Annotated in this window: 17 protein-coding genes and 1 other RNA gene; 10 read left to right on the top strand and 8 right to left on the bottom strand. The window is 46.2% G+C overall.

The features are described 5' to 3' along the window. The first annotated feature begins 109 nt into the window (after positions 1-109). From dinG to FJD32_RS14180, 6 genes are read left to right on the top strand one after another with little or no spacing between them, the layout of a single operon-like run. A complete protein-coding gene (gene dinG / locus FJD32_RS14155) occupies positions 110-2,182 on the top strand; it encodes an ATP-dependent DNA helicase DinG (RefSeq protein WP_140906460.1) in 2,073 nt (690 codons plus the stop codon). A gap of 9 nt (positions 2,183-2,191) precedes the next feature. Then, positions 2,192-2,965 carry a TSUP family transporter gene (locus FJD32_RS14160; RefSeq protein ID WP_055646756.1) on the top strand — a complete coding sequence of 258 codons (774 nt, stop codon included), beginning with the start codon at positions 2,192-2,194 and terminating at the stop codon, positions 2,963-2,965. Next, on the top strand, positions 2,956-3,624 hold the full coding sequence (locus FJD32_RS14165; RefSeq protein ID WP_170919380.1) for a primosomal replication protein: 669 nt from the start codon (positions 2,956-2,958) through the stop codon (positions 3,622-3,624). The genes FJD32_RS14160 and FJD32_RS14165 overlap by 10 nt, the downstream gene beginning before the upstream one ends. 9 nt (positions 3,625-3,633) lie before the next feature. Further along, positions 3,634-4,326 (top strand): DUF2057 domain-containing protein, encoded by a 693-nt coding sequence (locus FJD32_RS14170; protein WP_140906461.1) that lies wholly within the window; start codon positions 3,634-3,636, stop codon positions 4,324-4,326. A 5-nt stretch (positions 4,327-4,331) separates the two neighbouring features. Then, complete coding sequence (locus FJD32_RS14175; protein WP_140906462.1) at positions 4,332-5,234, top strand: histone deacetylase; 903 nt, start codon at positions 4,332-4,334, stop codon at positions 5,232-5,234. Between the two features lie 33 nt (positions 5,235-5,267). Further along, positions 5,268-5,555: a late competence development ComFB family protein gene (locus FJD32_RS14180; RefSeq protein WP_037417243.1), complete on the top strand. Its 288-nt coding sequence runs from the start codon at positions 5,268-5,270 to the stop codon at positions 5,553-5,555. Between the two features lie 157 nt (positions 5,556-5,712). Here the strand turns inward: FJD32_RS14180 and ffs are convergent. The 8 genes from ffs to pspA form a co-directional block, all read right to left on the bottom strand. After that, an RNA gene (ffs, locus tag FJD32_RS14185) (signal recognition particle sRNA small type) lies at positions 5,713-5,810 on the bottom strand. A 234-nt stretch (positions 5,811-6,044) separates the two neighbouring features. Then, entirely contained in the window at positions 6,045-6,410 is a 366-nt protein-coding gene (locus tag FJD32_RS14190; protein ID WP_037428141.1) for a helix-hairpin-helix domain-containing protein, read from the bottom strand. 214 nt (positions 6,411-6,624) lie between these two features. Continuing rightward, positions 6,625-7,818 (bottom strand): methionine gamma-lyase, encoded by a 1,194-nt coding sequence (gene megL, locus FJD32_RS14195; protein ID WP_037417238.1) that lies wholly within the window; start codon positions 7,816-7,818, stop codon positions 6,625-6,627. A gap of 314 nt (positions 7,819-8,132) precedes the next feature. Next, positions 8,133-9,329 (bottom strand): TIGR01620 family protein, encoded by a 1,197-nt coding sequence (locus tag FJD32_RS14200; RefSeq protein WP_088585761.1) that lies wholly within the window; start codon positions 9,327-9,329, stop codon positions 8,133-8,135. Beyond that, on the bottom strand, positions 9,326-10,783 hold the full coding sequence (locus FJD32_RS14205) for a YcjX family protein (RefSeq protein ID WP_088585762.1): 1,458 nt from the start codon (positions 10,781-10,783) through the stop codon (positions 9,326-9,328). Before FJD32_RS14205 ends, FJD32_RS14200 begins: the two co-directional genes overlap by 4 nt. 115 nt (positions 10,784-10,898) lie before the next feature. Then, positions 10,899-11,285, bottom strand: coding sequence for an envelope stress response membrane protein PspC (gene pspC, locus FJD32_RS14210; RefSeq protein WP_037428145.1), 387 nt, complete (start codon positions 11,283-11,285; stop codon positions 10,899-10,901). Continuing rightward, positions 11,272-11,511 (bottom strand): envelope stress response membrane protein PspB, encoded by a 240-nt coding sequence (pspB, locus tag FJD32_RS14215; RefSeq protein ID WP_086024023.1) that lies wholly within the window; start codon positions 11,509-11,511, stop codon positions 11,272-11,274. The genes pspC and pspB overlap by 14 nt, the downstream gene beginning before the upstream one ends. Positions 11,512-11,528: 17 nt before the next feature. Beyond that, a complete protein-coding gene (gene pspA, locus FJD32_RS14220; RefSeq protein WP_011071928.1) occupies positions 11,529-12,212 on the bottom strand; it encodes a phage shock protein PspA in 684 nt (227 codons plus the stop codon). Positions 12,213-12,389: 177 nt separating this feature from the next. On the opposite strand from pspA, the gene pspF reads away from it, so the two are divergent. The 4 genes from pspF to FJD32_RS14240 all read left to right on the top strand — a co-directional run bounded on the left by pspF (position 12,390) and on the right by FJD32_RS14240 (position 17,084). Then, complete coding sequence (gene pspF / locus FJD32_RS14225; protein WP_037428146.1) at positions 12,390-13,481, top strand: phage shock protein operon transcriptional activator; 1,092 nt, start codon at positions 12,390-12,392, stop codon at positions 13,479-13,481. 69 nt (positions 13,482-13,550) lie between these two features. After that, positions 13,551-15,176: an ABC transporter substrate-binding protein gene (locus FJD32_RS14230; RefSeq protein WP_037417223.1), complete on the top strand. Its 1,626-nt coding sequence runs from the start codon at positions 13,551-13,553 to the stop codon at positions 15,174-15,176. Beyond that, a complete protein-coding gene (locus FJD32_RS14235) occupies positions 15,176-16,207 on the top strand; it encodes an ABC transporter permease subunit (RefSeq protein WP_037417220.1) in 1,032 nt (343 codons plus the stop codon). The genes FJD32_RS14230 and FJD32_RS14235 overlap by 1 nt, the downstream gene beginning before the upstream one ends. Beyond that, a complete protein-coding gene (locus FJD32_RS14240) occupies positions 16,194-17,084 on the top strand; it encodes an ABC transporter permease subunit (protein WP_037417217.1) in 891 nt (296 codons plus the stop codon). The genes FJD32_RS14235 and FJD32_RS14240 overlap by 14 nt, the downstream gene beginning before the upstream one ends. Position 17,085 lies beyond the last annotated feature (1 nt).

Consider the following 17,085-nt stretch of genomic DNA (forward strand, 5'->3'; position numbering starts at 1 on the left):
ATTGATTCTCGGGACACAGAATAAAATTGCCATAAAATGGCAGAAAAGTTTCTTAGGCTATGCAATCACTGTTATTATGTACAGCATTAATTCGATAAAGTAGTGCCGCATGTTACCTGACAACGTAAAAAACCAGATCCGCGCTATCTATAAAGATATTGCCGCCGCTTTGCCTAATTTTAGGCCACGCCGCGAGCAAAATTTTATGGTGGCAGAAATCTCTAAGACTCTTGCTGGCGACTATGACAAAGATAGACGCATCATAGTGGTCGAAGCGGGTACGGGGATTGGTAAATCATTGTCTTATATTTTGGGCACGATTCCGCTTGCACTTGCGAGTAAGAAAAAGGTCTGTATCGCTACGGCAACCGTGGCGCTGCAGGAGCAGTTGCTGCACAAAGACTTACCGTTTTTTCTCGAACAATCAGGGCTAAACTTTCGCTTTGGTCTGGTTAAAGGGCGCCAGCGTTATGTCTGTTTGTCCAAACTTGCCATGCTGATCGGCGATGATAACAGTACCCAAATGGCCATGTGGCAAACAAAGCCAGATAACAGCCAAATTGCCATGCTGCAGGAGCTGCTCAACGACTTTAATGAAGGCCGCTGGAACGGTGAAATCGATACGCTGTCAACACCGATACCGGACCATCTCTGGCAACAAATCGCCTGCGATAAACACAGTTGTCATCGGCAACTAGCCAGTCATCGTAATTGCCCGTTTCACAAGGCCCGCGAGGACGTGGATACGTGGGATGTGCTCATTGCCAACCACAGTTTGCTGTTTGCCGACTTAGAGCTAGGCGGCGGGGTGATTTTACCCGATCCCGAAGAGGTATTTTACGTCATTGACGAAGCACACCACTTACCTATTGTTGCCCGGGACTTTTCTAGCGCACAGGCAACGCTTAGAGGCGCCGCCGACTGGCTTGAAAAAGTCGGTAAGACAAGCGCCAAGTTACAAAATCAGATAAAAAGCAACAACATCATCGCCCCAGCGCAGGCGATGCAGGACCATATTGGCGACTTAATCGCTCAGCTCAATCAAGTCGCCCACTTTTGTGACACTCAAACCAAACAGTTTGCCAATCCCGAGAGCCGCTATCGGTTCGAACACGGTAAATTGCCCGATGCACTGAAAATCCCCGCCGAGAATCTCGCGGCCACCTCTAATCTTGCCCTCAAGCAATTTAACAAGATGCAATTATTGCTGGCCGAGGCGATAAAAGATGGCGATATTCCTAAGCATCAAGCAGAAGCGCTGCAGGCCGAGATGGGCTTTATGTTGCAGCGACTCGAAAACCTGCAAAAGCTCTGGAAAATGATGGCAAAGGAAGATTCCACTAAAGGCGCGCCCCTCGCCCGCTGGATTGAATTACTCACGGGCAAACAGGTCGATTACCTGTTTAGCGCCTCGCCGATTGAAGTTGGGTTTATGCTCGAATCTATGCTGTGGCAAAAGGCTGCTGGCGTCGTGCTATGTAGCGCTACGCTGCGGGCGCTGAATAACTTTGACCATTTTGCCCATCAGGTAGGGTTATCATTAAAGGACGGCAGTCGTTATCTCGCTCTGCAATCCCCTTTCGATTATCCGAATAATGCCACGCTCTACTTACCTAAGATGAAAACCGAGCCGACGGATGATGCCTATACTGCTGAACTTGCCGAACAAATTATCGAGCTAATTGACGGCGAAATGGCTACCTTAGTGCTGTTTGCCTCTTACTGGCAAATGGAAAAAGTGGCCGAATTGCTCGAGGGCAAACTCACGCAGGAAATTCTGATCCAAGGTAATGCACCACGCCAGCAATTGCTGGAGACCCATAAGGCCAAATGTGATAAAGGTGAACCGAGCATCTTGTTTGGCACCGGCAGTTTTTCTGAAGGCTTGGACTTACCCGGAGATTACCTCACCAACCTCATCGTCACTAAGCTACCCTTTGCTGTGCCAACCTCGCCCGTTGAGCAAGCCCATGCTGAATATGTGAAAATAAAGGGTGGAAATCCGTTTCTGCAGCTCACCATTCCTGATGCATCGCGAAAGCTTATCCAAAGTTGTGGTAGATTACTGCGTAAAGAGCAAGATTATGGTCGAGTCACTATCCTAGATAGGCGGTTAGTGACGAAGCGTTACGGCAAATCCTTGCTAGACGCACTCCCACCTTTTAGACGAGTCATTGAGTAGGATTAAGATTTGGAGTTGTTACTTGAGCCCAGTAACTGGGCCCTGTTGGCTGTCATTGGCTTAATTGCAGGTTTTATCGATGCCGTGGTCGGTGGTGGCGGCCTGCTCTCCATTCCGGCCCTGCTCACCCTAGGGATCCCGCCCCATACTGCCTTAGGTACCAATAAATTTGCTGCTAGTTTTGGATCCTCGATGGCGGCTTGGACCTATTATCGCCAGCATCTGCTGAAACCCAGTTTTTGGTATATGGCGTTTATCGCCACCTTTATTGGTGCGGTTTTTGGCAGTGTATTAGTTTATTTGTTAAACGCGCAGTGGCTTGAAAAAGCCTTACCACTGCTCATTATTGGCATTGCAATTTACAGCTTGCTGAGCCCTAATGCCATCTCGGATACCGATTGTCAGACGCCGACAAAAGCCCAATCCAAGCTCAAGCAAAGCCTGCAAGGTTTATTACTAGGCATCTACGATGGTTTTGCTGGTCCCGGCATTGGCGCCTTTTGGACAGTGAGTTCAGGTTCATTATATAAATTACCTCTTTTGCATAGTTGCGCGCTCGCTAGAGCCATGACTTTTACCAGCAATTTGACGGCGCTGGCGATCTTTGGCTTTCTTGGGCAAGTCCATTGGCAAATTGGCCTGTGGATGGGACTGTGTATGATGCTCGGCTCCTTTATCGGCGCTCGCTGTGCGATAAAATTTGGTATGCCTTTTATTCGACCTTTATTTATATTAATTGTCCTATCAATTGCCGCTAATCTGGCGTGGAGCGCATGGTTTTGAACACTTCGCAGCTAATCAGCACGTTGAAAAATCAGCTAAAAACATTAGAGCAAGAAGTACTGCAACACGACAGTCATCTTGCACCGAGCCAACGCAAACTCCTACTAGATATTGAACGCTTTAACCAATCGCTGTTTATTCAAAATGGCGCCCAGTTGATGCCCTGTATTGAACAAATTCGAAGTAGTATCGGTCAGTTAGAGAAGCAAATCGCCCTAAAATTGGCACCGCAAACCATCGCCTTAAGCTGTGAACGTATTCAAGACCGCTTTACCGCGGTTAAACGGGCGCTACTGACGACCTCAATCGATATAAAGTCTAAAAATCAACAACGTGCCAGTAAGCGCGCACGTTTCGCCCAGCAACAAAACCAATCGCATCAAGCCAGCGGGTTTGCTTGGATCGCCAGCAATGTGTTACAAAATAGCCACGAAATCTATGCCGAACTGAATAAGCATCTGAATTGGGCGAAAAAATTTGAACAAAAAATTGCAGAAATGGAGTCAAAACTTGAAAACTGTCATAGTGCTGACAAAATCCGTTTGCAAAATGACATCCTTTTGATGCATCGTCGTTTGGGAAAATGCAGGCAAGCCATCAGTTATATCGAAGATCGCATTCAAGCATTCGAACGTCCGCATCAGAGCCATAATCGTTAAGGAGCAACAATGAAATCACTTTTGCCAATCAGCAGCCTGCTAATGCTACTCGGCTCTGCCTCAGCCTTTGCCGCAGATCTGAATATCCCTATGTCCTTCGAATACCTTGCCCTCGATGGCAAAAAAGTCGAGTCCAGCGTATTCAACCATAAAAGCAGTTTAGAATTGGCGCCCGGCACCCACAAAATCGCCATTCGCTACCACGAAATGGTGGAAGACGATTTTAGTGACAGCCAAACCTTTGTTAAGTCATCTCCTTTTATTGTGACCTTAGAGGTTGATGGCGATCATCAATACTATTTACAAGCCGCTGAAGGCAAAGTCGTTAAAAAGCCTAAAGTGTTTGCCCAAAATCCCCAAGTCGTGTTAACCCGCTCCGACAAAGGTCAGGTTAATTACCAAGTGACAAACACCGATATTGAAGAAGAAGGCTTTGTTTCGCGTCTCTTTAGCGGTAATCAAGCGGTAGATGTGTCAGGCACTGCAGCCGCAGTAACGGGCGCAGCAGGCACAGCAGCGGTGGTTGCCGCGCCAGCACCCACTTCGGCGCAAGCAGCAGTTAAGGCAACCTCATTAACCGCTCCGGTTGATACTTCTAAAGCGGCTGGCGCAAATCCACAGCAGATGTTGCAATACTGGTGGTTACAAGCCGATGAGAAAACACGTAAAGAGTTTATGAGCTGGGCTATTTCACAACTCTAATCCAGATGATCCCATTGGTTTATCACGCCAGCTACTCCAAGCTGGCGTTACCCGCCCACCACCGCTTTCCCACAACCAAATACGCACGTCTTTATCAGTATCTGCTCGATAATCAACTGGCTGTTGCGGATCAATTTCATACTCCCTCGCCGATGACGGCTGAAGATGTAATGCAGGTGCATCAGCAAGATTATGTCGAACAATTTATTCAAGGTACCTTAGTCAACACGGCCTTAAGACGCATCGGCTTTCCATGGAGTCAAGCCTTGGTCGAGCGAACCTTGCACTCGGTATCGGGGACGAGTTTGACCGCAAGCTTGGCGCTACAAACGGGTATCGCCCTTCACTTAACGGGCGGTTATCACCATGCACACTATGACTTTGGCAGTGGTTACTGTATTTTCAATGACTTGATTATCGCCGCCCGCAAACTTATCGCCGAGCAGCAACTGCATAAGGTATTGATTTTTGATTGTGACGTGCACCAAGGAGACGGCACTGCTACCCTCAGCCATAGGCATCAAGGCATTATCAGTTGTTCCATCCACTGCACAGAGAATTTCCCCAGCCGTAAACAGCAGTCACACTATGATATTGAACTAACCAAAGGTGCTGATGATAGCGCCTATCAGGAAACCGTCGAACAGACTCTCGAGCTGCTTATTCGGCTCCATCAACCAGATTTAATCCTGTATGACGCTGGTGTTGATATTCATCAGGACGATGATTTAGGCCATTTACAGATCAGCCAAGAAGGGCTCTATCAACGTGATGTTACTGTGCTCTCCATGGCAAAAGCGGCAAATATTCCTGTTGCTGCGGTAATTGGCGGCGGCTACAGCCGAGACGAACTACAATTAAGCCAAAGACATAGCCAACTTTTTATTGCAGCCAACCATTTGTGGTAGCAAACTCAATAAAAATCATCATGGAGCACAGCGATGCAACTCGAAATCCGCAACTATTACGAAGTTCTCTTAATGGAAATGTTATCCGATGAAGGCCTGATGGATGAATTGCCGGAGGATTATTTAGCCGATCTCTGCTGTGTGACACTCAATCAACTGCCCGTGCGTTATATCCGCCATTTAGTCGACACTTATTTCTTTGAAGATTATGATGAATTGCAGGAACTTAAACGCGAAATACAGGCTGCACTCGAAAAATCGCGAGCCTTTTTAAAACAGAATTTACAAAAAAGAATGCAGCAGGAAGAAGCCAACAGCTAAGTCATACGGTATAGGGCATCGCTACATCGATTTGCAACAAGGTTTTACGAGTAAATTCTGCAGTGTTGCTAAATGCTAAGCTGAGCAGTTATTGCTAATCAGTGAGTTAAAGATAAAGATAAAGAAGATTGGAAAATGATGGGGAAATTTGGAGGTTCCCCTAGAGCCTACACCCCGGCACACGAGTCGCTTGCTGCGGTTGCTCCCTTCCGGGCCTGGCCGAGTTCACAAGTTATCATTGCGGGGGGACCCTAGGGTCACCATAACTTCAAGTGGATCACCAAAAGGATCATCACCGAACGACGCGGATTATCCCCTATGGCCTCTATGGGATCAAGTGCTAATCCGCCCGTTTGATAAATATCCGGTTTAACTGGACAATCTATAGGCAAACCTAAGTATTGAAAATGATAAAAGCCTGCAAAGCAGGCTTTTTATTCGCTAAAAGACGTCAAGCTAACGCAAATGACTCAAGACAATGCCAAGGCGTTACAGCTTAATCATATGACGATTTTGCTCAATCAGCTTAGCACCGATCCCTGAGACATTTGCTAACTCATCAATAGTCTTAAATTGCCCATTTTGAGTGCGATAATCAACGATGGCCTGCGCTTTAGCGGCACCAATCCCCTTTAGCAGTTGTAATTGTTCAGTTGAAGCGGTATTGATGTTGACTTGAGCCGCGTCTGGCAATGCTTGTTTAGCATCGTTTGCCATATTTTTGGCCTCAGTTTTCGCTTGGTTTTGCACCTTACTCGCTTCTTTTACCGGATCAGCTGCCATTACTGGCAAGGTTAACAGGGCAGAAAATGCAATAGCAGATACCATCGCAGGTAAACTAGGTTTTAGTTTCATAATGCTTCCTCTCTCTCCTTGATATTCGGCCTTTCGTCCAACTTCCGTGGCCTCCAATCAAACATAGACGAAGCTTTTATGAATTTCCAAACGCCAAAGTACAAATATTACCTCTGGCTTAAATATGTAACTTTAGAGCAATGAATTTACAGATAACAATGAAGAAAAAGGATGCGGTTAATGCATCCTTGTTATAAAAATTATCCATAACCAGCTAAACAATCGTTGCTAATGCCTGGCTTAAATCAGCAATAATATCGTCGCAATCCTCCAAACCGACAGAAATTCTCAGCAGATTATCCCCAATGCCCGCAGCTGCCCGCGCTTCTGGGGAATAAGGAGAGTGGGTCATTGAAGCCGGATGCTGAATAAGGGATTCCGCATCACCCAAACTAACCGCAATTGAAAATAATTTAAGTTTGCCAACAAACGCCATAGCCTGAGTAAAATCCGCAGCTAATTCAAAGGCGATCACCCCTCCTGCCCGCTGCATCTGCTGACCAATAAATTGATGACCCGAATGGGATTTAAGCCCTGGATAGTACACTCGCGTCACCGCAGGGTGTTGCTCTAAAAACTCAGCAACCCGCTGGGCACTCTCGCAATGGCGCTGTAAGCGCACATCGAGGGTTTTAAGGCCTCGTAGGATAAGCCAAGCATCATGGGGTGAGATCACTGCACCAATATCCTTTAGGATTTCATACTTCACTCTGTGAAGTTGCTCTTCGCTGCCACAGACGATGCCCGCAATCACATCACCGTGACCATTTAAGTATTTAGTCGCGCTGTGAACCACTAAATCAATGCCTAGTGCAATCGGTTGCTGCAGTAGCGGCGTCATAAAAGTATTATCGACAATGCTAACTAATTGATGCCGCTTCGCAATATCGGCGATAGCTCTAAGATCAAACACCTGCAGATGAGGATTGACCGGTGTTTCACAAAAAATCACCCTAGTGTTCGGTTTGATTGCCCGCTCAATTGCCGCTAAATCGGTAAAGTCGACTAAGGTGACTTCGATGCCAAAACGGGCAAATTGGCTGGTCATAAGTGCAAAAGTGCAACCATATACCGCATTAGAAGCCACTAAATGATCGCCCATCTGCAAATTAGCGAGCAGCGCCGCCGACACCGCCCCCATACCTGACGCCGTTGCCGCCGCCGCTTCAGCCCCTTCTAAAATCGCCATTTTACGCTCAAGTTCGGCCACAGTTGGATTACCAAGACGGGTATAAATATAACCGGGCTCGTTACCCGCAAAACGCTCGCCACCTTGCTGCGCCGATTCAAATACAAAAGTTGCAGTTTGATAAAGTGGTGTGACTAACGAACCGAAGGCCTCTCGCTCATGTCCTGCATGAATGGCTTGGGTCGCCGCTTTCCACATCTTGCTCGATTCATCTTGCATTGCTTACTCCTTGTTATGCCATTACATCATTCGATTCTTGATTGATTGTTCGAGGAATGATGATTTGCTTGTGTTTTTAGTCCATATAGATAAGTTAATAAAACATTAGCCCTATCGAATAAGCACTAACATACCCTGCTGAACAGTTGAAACCAGTGCAACGGTGAAAATAGCAACAGATGCACTGTAACTAAGTTGTTACATTCAGGCGTTTGGGGCAGAACATCGGCGATAAAAAATGCGCTAATGACAGAGTCATTAGCGCATTAGCATTTAGCCTAAAGTGCACTCGCGGTTTTGTGCATTCGGCTATGTTATTTGTCTTTTGCCGTTGAGCTGTTTTTTAGCTCAGCAGCCTCTAATTGGCTCTTAAGCGCATCACGCCCATCTTTGGTCAATAACTTACCAGCAAACTGCTTAAGCTCAATCAACAACTCTTGATGAACTTTCGATAATTTGGGGCGCTGCTCTTCCCTAAAACCGATAGGCCGACACAGTGCCATGGCCTGATATCCTAGGCGCGCCGTTAACAAACCGCCCCCTAATCCTTGGGCAAGCCGCGCGGATAATTTACCGGTCATCTCGACCGACAGCAATTGAGTTCCTAAGTCCGTGACTAACTCACTGGTACCCGCATAAATAATGTTAATCACTATGCTGCGAATGAGTTTAATCCGGCTCCAATAGCCTAACTCTATCCCATAACAGGCAGCGACATCACGCAGCATTCGCTGATTACGCCAAAGAATGATCGCCATATCCAATGCAGCAAGCGGGCTAGCAGCCAATAACACTGCTGATTCAGCCGCATATCGACGCACGACTTTTTTGGCGAGTTCATCTCGCTCCGTTAGGACTAAGTCCTCAAATAACAGCACTTTTTCGGCATCGTTATGTTCATCTTTTAACGAGTGACGCAGCCGTTGTAATCCTTGGCTATCGGGATAATGCCGTACAATATTATCGATAAAGCTATCGGCCTCCCCCATTTGCATACTCAGGGCAAGCCTTGCACCTGTATCCTGGGTATCGGCAACCTGTTTTAAGCGTTTTAATTTTTGATACTCGCTAACGGCACCGACTATAGCCCAGCTCCCGACTAAACCAAGCACCACACCATAAAAACTAAATAGCCAAGGACTGGCAACCCAAGCATCCCGCAAACCAAGGCCTGTTTGCACTAGCGTGAGTAGTATTAATGCCATTAGTGATAAGCGTGCCAACCAAGACCAGCGGCGAGATTGATGTAATTTAGGGCGTATCGATGTCACATCTAAAACCTGCGGTTGGGCCGCTAGCGTCTCTTCAACAACGTCATCAATCGCCTTTATCGGGGTTTGTGGCGCAAACATTTGCGCACTTTTTAACTCATCTGTTACAGACTGTAGTTTGACCTTTTCAGCATCAAATACTTGCTGCTTTTTAAGCGCTTGAGTTGTAATCGGAGCGACAGACTGCTCCGACTCATTTATTTGCGACTCAGTTGAATGTGGTAACGGGTCTTTTCTCATTCCAGTTTATCCCCTACAAGATACTGCAGAAGGTGATCAAGACGGATATGGTCAAAATGCACCGAAGATGGATCAAGATTACGGTTATCCGGCGGTGCAAAACCGAAAAAGTTAAAGCCTTGCTCACGCCAAAAAGTGGACTCAGGTAAGCGAGTGGGCACTTCGCCGGGAAACAGTGTCAGGGCTTGGCCATTCAATCCTGTGCCCTGCACGACTTCCACATCCCCATCTTGAGTGGTCACCATGCCGTGGCGCGTGGCCTTAATCGCACTAATGGCCATGGTTTCGACTTTACAACCATCAAAACTAGCAAAGTGCTTACTGTGCTTGAGCATATCCGTTAACAGCGACAACACATGACTTTGTTGATCCCGCGTGACATGGTCAACCTTACTGGCGGCAAAGAGCAAACGGTCAATCCGCGGCGCAAAAAGCCGACGTAAATAACTGGATTGTCCGTATTGAAAACTCTCCATAATGGCATTTAGCGCCGCGCCCATATCTTCAAATTGTGATTTGCCACGATTTAACGCACTGAAGCAATCAACGAGCACCACCTGACGATCAAACCCTGCGAAATGTTGTTTATAAAAAGGTTTAACAACCTTAGCGACATACTCTTGATAGCGCTTTTCCAGCACATGAAAAGCGCTGTGCTTCTCACTTTGTTTAAGGTTGCTCCACTGAGCATCAGTCACAGATAACAGAGGGAAAAACGCCAGCAGCGGTGCACCTTGCCACTCTCCTGGTAATAACATACGCCCCGGTTGCGCTTGGTAATACCCCTGCACATGCACTAAATCCTGTAATAACTGCTGATATTGATCGGCAAGCCGTTTCAGTTCCGATTCATCGGCCATCGCCGCTAAATTGAGTGCATTTAACGACGTTTCAAATCCAGCGTATAACGGTGAACTCTTTAAAACCGCAAGCCGTTGCTGCTGGGCAGTACACCACTCAATATAGTTTTGGCGCAGCATAGGTAAATCTAAAAGCCACTCCCCTGGATAATCCACAATATCTAAATATAGCGTTGCGGTATCGGCAAACTTGGCGAGTAATCCCTTTTGCGGCCGATATTTAATGGCTAAACGCAACTCTGAAATGGTGCGAGTCGATTCAGGCCAAGTAGGAGGATTCGAAGTCAGCGCTAACATAGCGCCCTGATAATCAAAACTCGCGATTTCAAGATCCGGCTGCATCGCTCGCTTAACCCCAAGCAAACGTTGTTCACGGCTCACCTGCCAAAGAGGCAAACCATGTTGGCGAGAATGCGATGCAGATGATGCAGCGCCGCTATTAAGTAATTGATTGACTAACCCTGTAATAAAAGCCGTTTTGCCCGCTCCCGATAACCCTGTTACCGCAAGGCGCAAATGCCTATCGGCCGTTCGATGGAGGAGGGATTGGCTCTTTTGCGTGATTTTGTGGAGCGATACATCAAGCATTCCCATAAGGATTTCCCTAAATGTTGAATGAGATAACTATATACTGGAATCGACGGGAGATGACACTGGAATAAACCAAAGATTACACAACAAGGGCGGACATGGCCGCCCTTTCGAGGGATTACAAACTATTGATTTGTCTTTTTAAATCAAAATTGTCAGACGTCACATGGCGCTCAAGGTTTTGCAATCTCACCTCTAGGCTCCTAAACTGACGACTCACATCGCTTAGCGCCTGTTTAGCTGGCTCTCCCGACTGCCAAGGTTTCTTCTTCACTTCAATGTCATCCCTAACAGAGCTATTTTGAGGTTTGATATCGAGTATCACCCATAACGCCACATAGATGATAAAGACAACACCCGAACCACCTAATAGAAAGATAGAAACAGCAAGTACGCGTACTAACCAAGTTTCAATCGCAAAGTACTCAGCAATCCCTGCACACACTCCGGCGATTTTACCTGACTGGGGAATACGGTACAAAGTTCGACCATTAGATCCTCTCATGTTTCCCCCTCCATTCAGGCGATTCAGAATCGAGAATCGCCTCTAAGGTTTCGATACGCGCAGCCATTTTATCGGCTTTCGCAATCAAGTCATTCAGCTGTGAAAACTCTTCCTCAGTGAGTCCCTGGCTCACTTGTCGCTTACTGCGATAATGAAGAACTAACCATATAGGCGCCACCACTATCATAAAGATGATAATCGGAGCCATTAGTATGTCCATATCCATAACTCACCTCTAAAATGTTATTCTTTTGACTTTGTGGGAGCTTTGCCTTTCACTTTTGCCTTGAGCGCTTCCAACTCAGCATTGACTGAATCTTCAGCTTCTAATGCCGCAAACTCATCAGCTAAGGTTTTTTTGCTGCCAAGATCGTAGGATTCAACCTGCGCTTCTAATCCTTCAACACGGCGCTCATATTGCTCAAACTTAAGCATGGCATTATCAATTTTGCTTGAGTCTAACTGCTTTTTCACTTCTAAACGTGATGACGCAGTTTGAGTGCGCAAAATAATGGTCTTTTGGCGCGCTTTTGCATCTAACAGTTTTTCCTGCAGCAGGCTAACTTCGTCTTTTAAACGAGCGATATGCTCATCCAGCACTGCCAACTCTTGGTTTAAAGTATCCACTAAACCCGCCGCTTTTTGTTTTTCAACTAAAGCCGCTTTGGCTAAATCTTCGCGGTCCTTTGAAAGTGCCAGTTCCGCTTTATCCTGCCAATCCTGAACTTGCTCCTCGACTCGGCTGATACGGCGATGCAATTCTTTCTTTTCAGCCAATACCTTAGCTGAGGTTGAACGCACTTCTACCAGTGTATCTTCCATTTCTTGGATGATCAGGCGAACCATTTTTTCAGGGTCTTCGGCTTTGTCGAGTAATGCGCTGATATTAGAGTTAATGATATCGGCGAAACGAGAGAAAATACCCATAATGCTATCCTCAAATTGATGTTGGTCTCGCTTAAGGTAATACACTAACTGTGCCAACTTTTATTTATTATTTAAATTCAATTAGATAAACAAAATTTTAACTTTTCCTTTATTTTACAGCGCAAGCCACTTATTATGATTTTCACCAAAATTTAGCGTTAAAGACTAAAAAATATCGTGGATAATAAATTTCAGCAAGACAATCTAATCGGTCAATCAAACGCCCTACTTGAAGTATTAGAGCACGTCTCACAAATCGCTCCGTTATCAAAACCTGTACTGATCATTGGTGAACGAGGCACAGGTAAAGAGCTGATTGCCGAACGCCTACATTATCTGTCTAAGCGCTGGGATCAAAATTTTATTAAGCTAAATTGTTCATCTTTGAGCGAAAACTTGCTTGAAAGTGAATTGTTTGGCCACGAATCTGGGGCCTTTACTGGTGCCAAAGGTAAACACGAAGGCCGTTTTGAACGGGCTGATGGTGGAACACTGTTTCTTGACGAGTTAGCCAATACCTCTGGATTGATTCAAGAAAAACTACTGCGTGTTATCGAGTACGGTGAATTTGAACGTGTCGGTGGCAGTAAAACCATTCAAGCAGATGTGCGCCTTATCTGCGCCGCCAACGAAGATTTACCCTCACTGGCCGAGGCCGGTGAATTTCGGGCCGACTTACTCGATCGTTTAGCCTTCGATGTGATCACCCTGCCGCCACTACGTTGTCGTCCAGAAGATATCATGACATTAGCCGAATACTTTGCTGTGGGAATGGCTCGGCAACTCAAGCTCGAACTCTTTAGTGGCTTTAGTGCAAATGCCATCGAGCAGCTCATGAGTCATGACTGGCCCGGTAATATTCGTGAACTTAAAAACGTCGTTGAGCGAAGTGTTTACCGTAATTGCGGTGAAAATCGTCCCATCGAGCACATTATTCTCGACCCTTTCGCCTCCCCGTACCGGCCGACAACTCGGGTGCGCACTCTTGAGCGTCAGGTGGTGCCCACACCGCACTCAACCATCATAAGCCCTCCCACCGTTACGGCAAAAACCGATATTGATGTCATTGCACCTAGTGAAGCGCCGTTAAATGACTTTAGTTTTCCATTAGACTTTAAAGAACAAACCGAGCGTTATGAGATGGAGCTTATTCAGCAAGCCTTATCGGCGAGCCAATATAATCAAAAGAAGACCGCTGAAATCTTGGGGTTAAGTTATCATCAGCTACGCGGCATTCTGAAAAAATACAATTTGCTCGATAAAGCATAAGCTGATTGCCCATGGGCGAGATGCACTGCTAAAATAGTCGTTCATAGTCGATAAAATAATGATTTATAAATGAGTGTGCTAATTAGACGCCTGTGCCTAGCAACTGCGGTATTCTGCATGAGTGGGTTGTTGGTTGCATGTGGCCCCCAACGGCTTCCTTCTGGTTTGGTCTATTGTTCCGAAGGGAATCCCGAGTCTTTTAATCCGCAGTTGGTGACCTCAGGCACTACGATCGACGCCACTTCACACCTGATTTATAGCCGATTAGTAGACTATGACGCGCTCTCTGGTCAGTTGGTTCCGGCCTTGGCAACCAGTTGGGCTGAAAGTGATGATGGTCTTAGTTATCGTTTTACGCTCAGGGAGGATGTTAAGTTTCAGCATTCTTCCCGTTTTACGCCAAGTCGCTCATTTAACGCCGACGACGTACTGTTTTCCTTCAATCGAATTATCGATAAGCATCACCCTTACCATGGTGTGTCACGCACTGGTTATCCCTTTTTTCAAAGTATTGGTTTTTCTGAACAAGTTAAAAGTGTTGAAAAAATCAATGACTATGAAGTCATCTTTCGCTTAGCCCGTAAGGATGCTTCATTTTTATCGAATTTAGCGACTGACTTTGCCGTTATTCTCTCCAGTGAGTACGCCGAACAACAACTTGCACTAGGTCACCCGGAAAATGTTGACCATTTTGCCATTGGTACAGGGCCTTTTACTTTAGTGCATTACGCCAAAAACGAATATATTCGCTATCGCCGTAATCCGGATTTTTGGGGAGAACCCGCCAATGTCGAGATGTTGGTCTATGATATCACCCCAAAAAGCACCGTGAGATTAGCAAAGTTAATCGCGGGTGACTGCAGTGTTTCAGCCCTGCCCAAAGCAGGGGAACTTCCCGTTATTAAGCAACATGAACAGCTCAATATCGAATCACAACCCGGCCTTAACGTAGCATTTTGGGCATTTAACACTCAAAAAGCGCCATTAAATGATGTTCGAGTTCGCCGCGCGCTCGCCCATGCGGTGGATAAACAAAATATCTTACGTGCTGTGTATCAAAACACCGCAATAGAGGCGATAGGCGTACTTCCACCAGCCTCTTGGGCCTACGACAGCAATAAGAAGCTACTCGATTATAATCCCCAAAAAGCCAGAGACCTGCTAAAAGAGGCAGGTATTAACAATCTCAGCATCGATATTTGGGCAATGCCTGTTGCGAGAGCTTATAATCCTAATGCACTGAAAACAGCTGAGTTAATTCAATCTGATTTGGCCAATATCGGTGTTAAAGTCAACATAATCAGTTACGACTGGAGTGTTTTTACCCAAAGATTAAGTCGAGATGAATACGATTCAGTGCTCATCGGCTGGAACGCCGATAACAGTGATCCCGATAACTTTTTCACGCCACTGCTTAGCTGCGCGTCAATGCAATCAAACAACAACCGCTCTCGCTGGTGCAATAAACAGTTTGATGCCATTCTAGACAGAGCAAGAGAAGTCTCAACACAAGCAGAGCGCAAGCAAATTTATCAAGAAGCCGAAGCATTCATCGCCGAGCAAGTACCAATGCTGAGTTTGGCTCATGCCAAACGGGTCGCTTTAACGCGTAATAATGTACATAATATGCAACTCACGCCTTTTGGCGGCATTTCCTTTACAAAAACCAGCCAAACCACACAGGAGACTAACTGATGTTAAGATACCTGTTACGGCGCCTCAATTTATTCCTAGCGACTTCACTCGTCATGATTGGTGTCCTATTTTATGCAACAGGTTTGTTCCCGATTGAACGCACCTTTGCCCTCACAGGAATACATTCACCATCTGCAGCTCAGCTTAGCCAAATCGAACAAGACTATAAGTTAGATAGCAACAAGGCGTTGCAGTTTATTGCTTATTTACAGCAAAGGCTGAGTGGTAACTTAGGGGTTTCAGTGACTTCCCATCAAAGCGTTGCAGAGGAGTTAAGTACCGTACTCCCAGCCTCCTTCGAGCTCGCCGTCATGGCCGCGGTAATCGCCATTGGTTTAGGCGTGCCTTTGGGCGTTTTGGCTTCACAAAGTCAGCATAAACTCACCCAAAATACCATTATGGCTATTACTCTTACGGGTTACTCTGTTCCAGTCTTTTGGTTGGGACTGTATTTATCGCTTTGGTTTGGTGTCGATCTCGGTTGGTTGCCAATATCGGGGCAACTCAATCTTTTATATGAGATAAAACCCGTCACTGGTTTTATGCTGGTCGATATCCTACTTTCTGATTCGGAGTATCGCATATCGGCGTTTAAGGATGCACTGCTACACATTATTCTGCCAGCGACAACGCTCGCAGTGCTGCCTTTTACTGTGGTAGTACGTAGCACACGTTCTGCAATGATGAATGTGATGAACCAAACCTTTATCCGCGCAGCCGAAGCCAGAGGTATGCACACCAATACCATTATTTTACGCCATGCCTTACCCAACGCGCTTATCCCTGTATTAAAGCACTTAGGTTTAATGCTAGGTGCCTTTGCTAGCTATGCTATTGTTGTTGAAGTGATATTTTCATGGCCAGGTGTAGGCTCTTGGTTAGTATCAGGGATTTATCAGCGGGATTACACGGTTATTCAGGGTGGAATATTGGCTGTCGCCTTGCTGATCATCTTTTTAAGTATTTTGATTGAAGTGCTACATACCGTCTTCAATCCATTAAGCAGAAAAGATCTTTATGCCTCCAGTTAAAATTTATCAGGAAGATCAAATTGCTTCCCCAATGATGCGGGTCTGGCAAAATTTTTCGGCAAACCCTTTTGCCTTAGCGGGATTGTGGACCATTATTTTTCTGCTGCTGCTCACCCTCTTTGGTCCAATGATTGCGCCTTTCGCACCAGAGGCTCAAGATCCACGCGCCCTATTGTTACCTCCCTCTTGGGATCCTTCCGGCACTGTGGCGCATTTTTTAGGCACCGACGATCTTGGCCGGGATATTTTTAGCCGCTTGCTACATGGCGCGCATTTAACCTTTGGCATGGCATTAATGATTGTCGGTACAGCTCTGTTTACTGGATTTATCATCGGCTCACTTTCCGGCATGATGCGTGGATTAAAGTCTAGTATTTTGGGCCATTTGCTCGATGCATTGCTGTCAATCCCTTCGCTTCTGATGGCGATTTTAGTGGTTGCCGTCATGGGGCCAGGGCTTGAAAACGTCTTCTGGGCCGTGGGCATTGCCTTAACGCCGCAGTTTGTCCGCTCTATTCATCAATCGGTCCATGAAGAATTACAAAAAGAATATGTTACCGCTGCCCGTTTGGATGGAGCCAATTCAATGCAGATTTTTTGGTATGTAATCATGCCAAACGTCTGGGAAGTGGTGATTATTCAAACGACCTTAGCCATTTCTGCCGCGATTTTAGATATTGCTGCCCTCGGCTTTTTAAGTCTTGGTGCTCAAGCCCCTAGCCCAGAATGGGGCGCTATGGTGGCGCAAGGCATGGATAATTTATTGACCGCACCTTGGACTGTAACTATTCCAGGACTGGCGATTCTCTTTAGTGTGCTTGCCATAAACTTGGTAGGCGATGGCTTGAGATCGGCGCTTGCGCCCATCAGAAACTAAC

It is taken from the genome of Shewanella sp. LC6, from assembly GCF_006385735.2.
GTDB classification, from domain to species: Bacteria; Pseudomonadota; Gammaproteobacteria; order Enterobacterales; family Shewanellaceae; genus Shewanella; species Shewanella xiamenensis.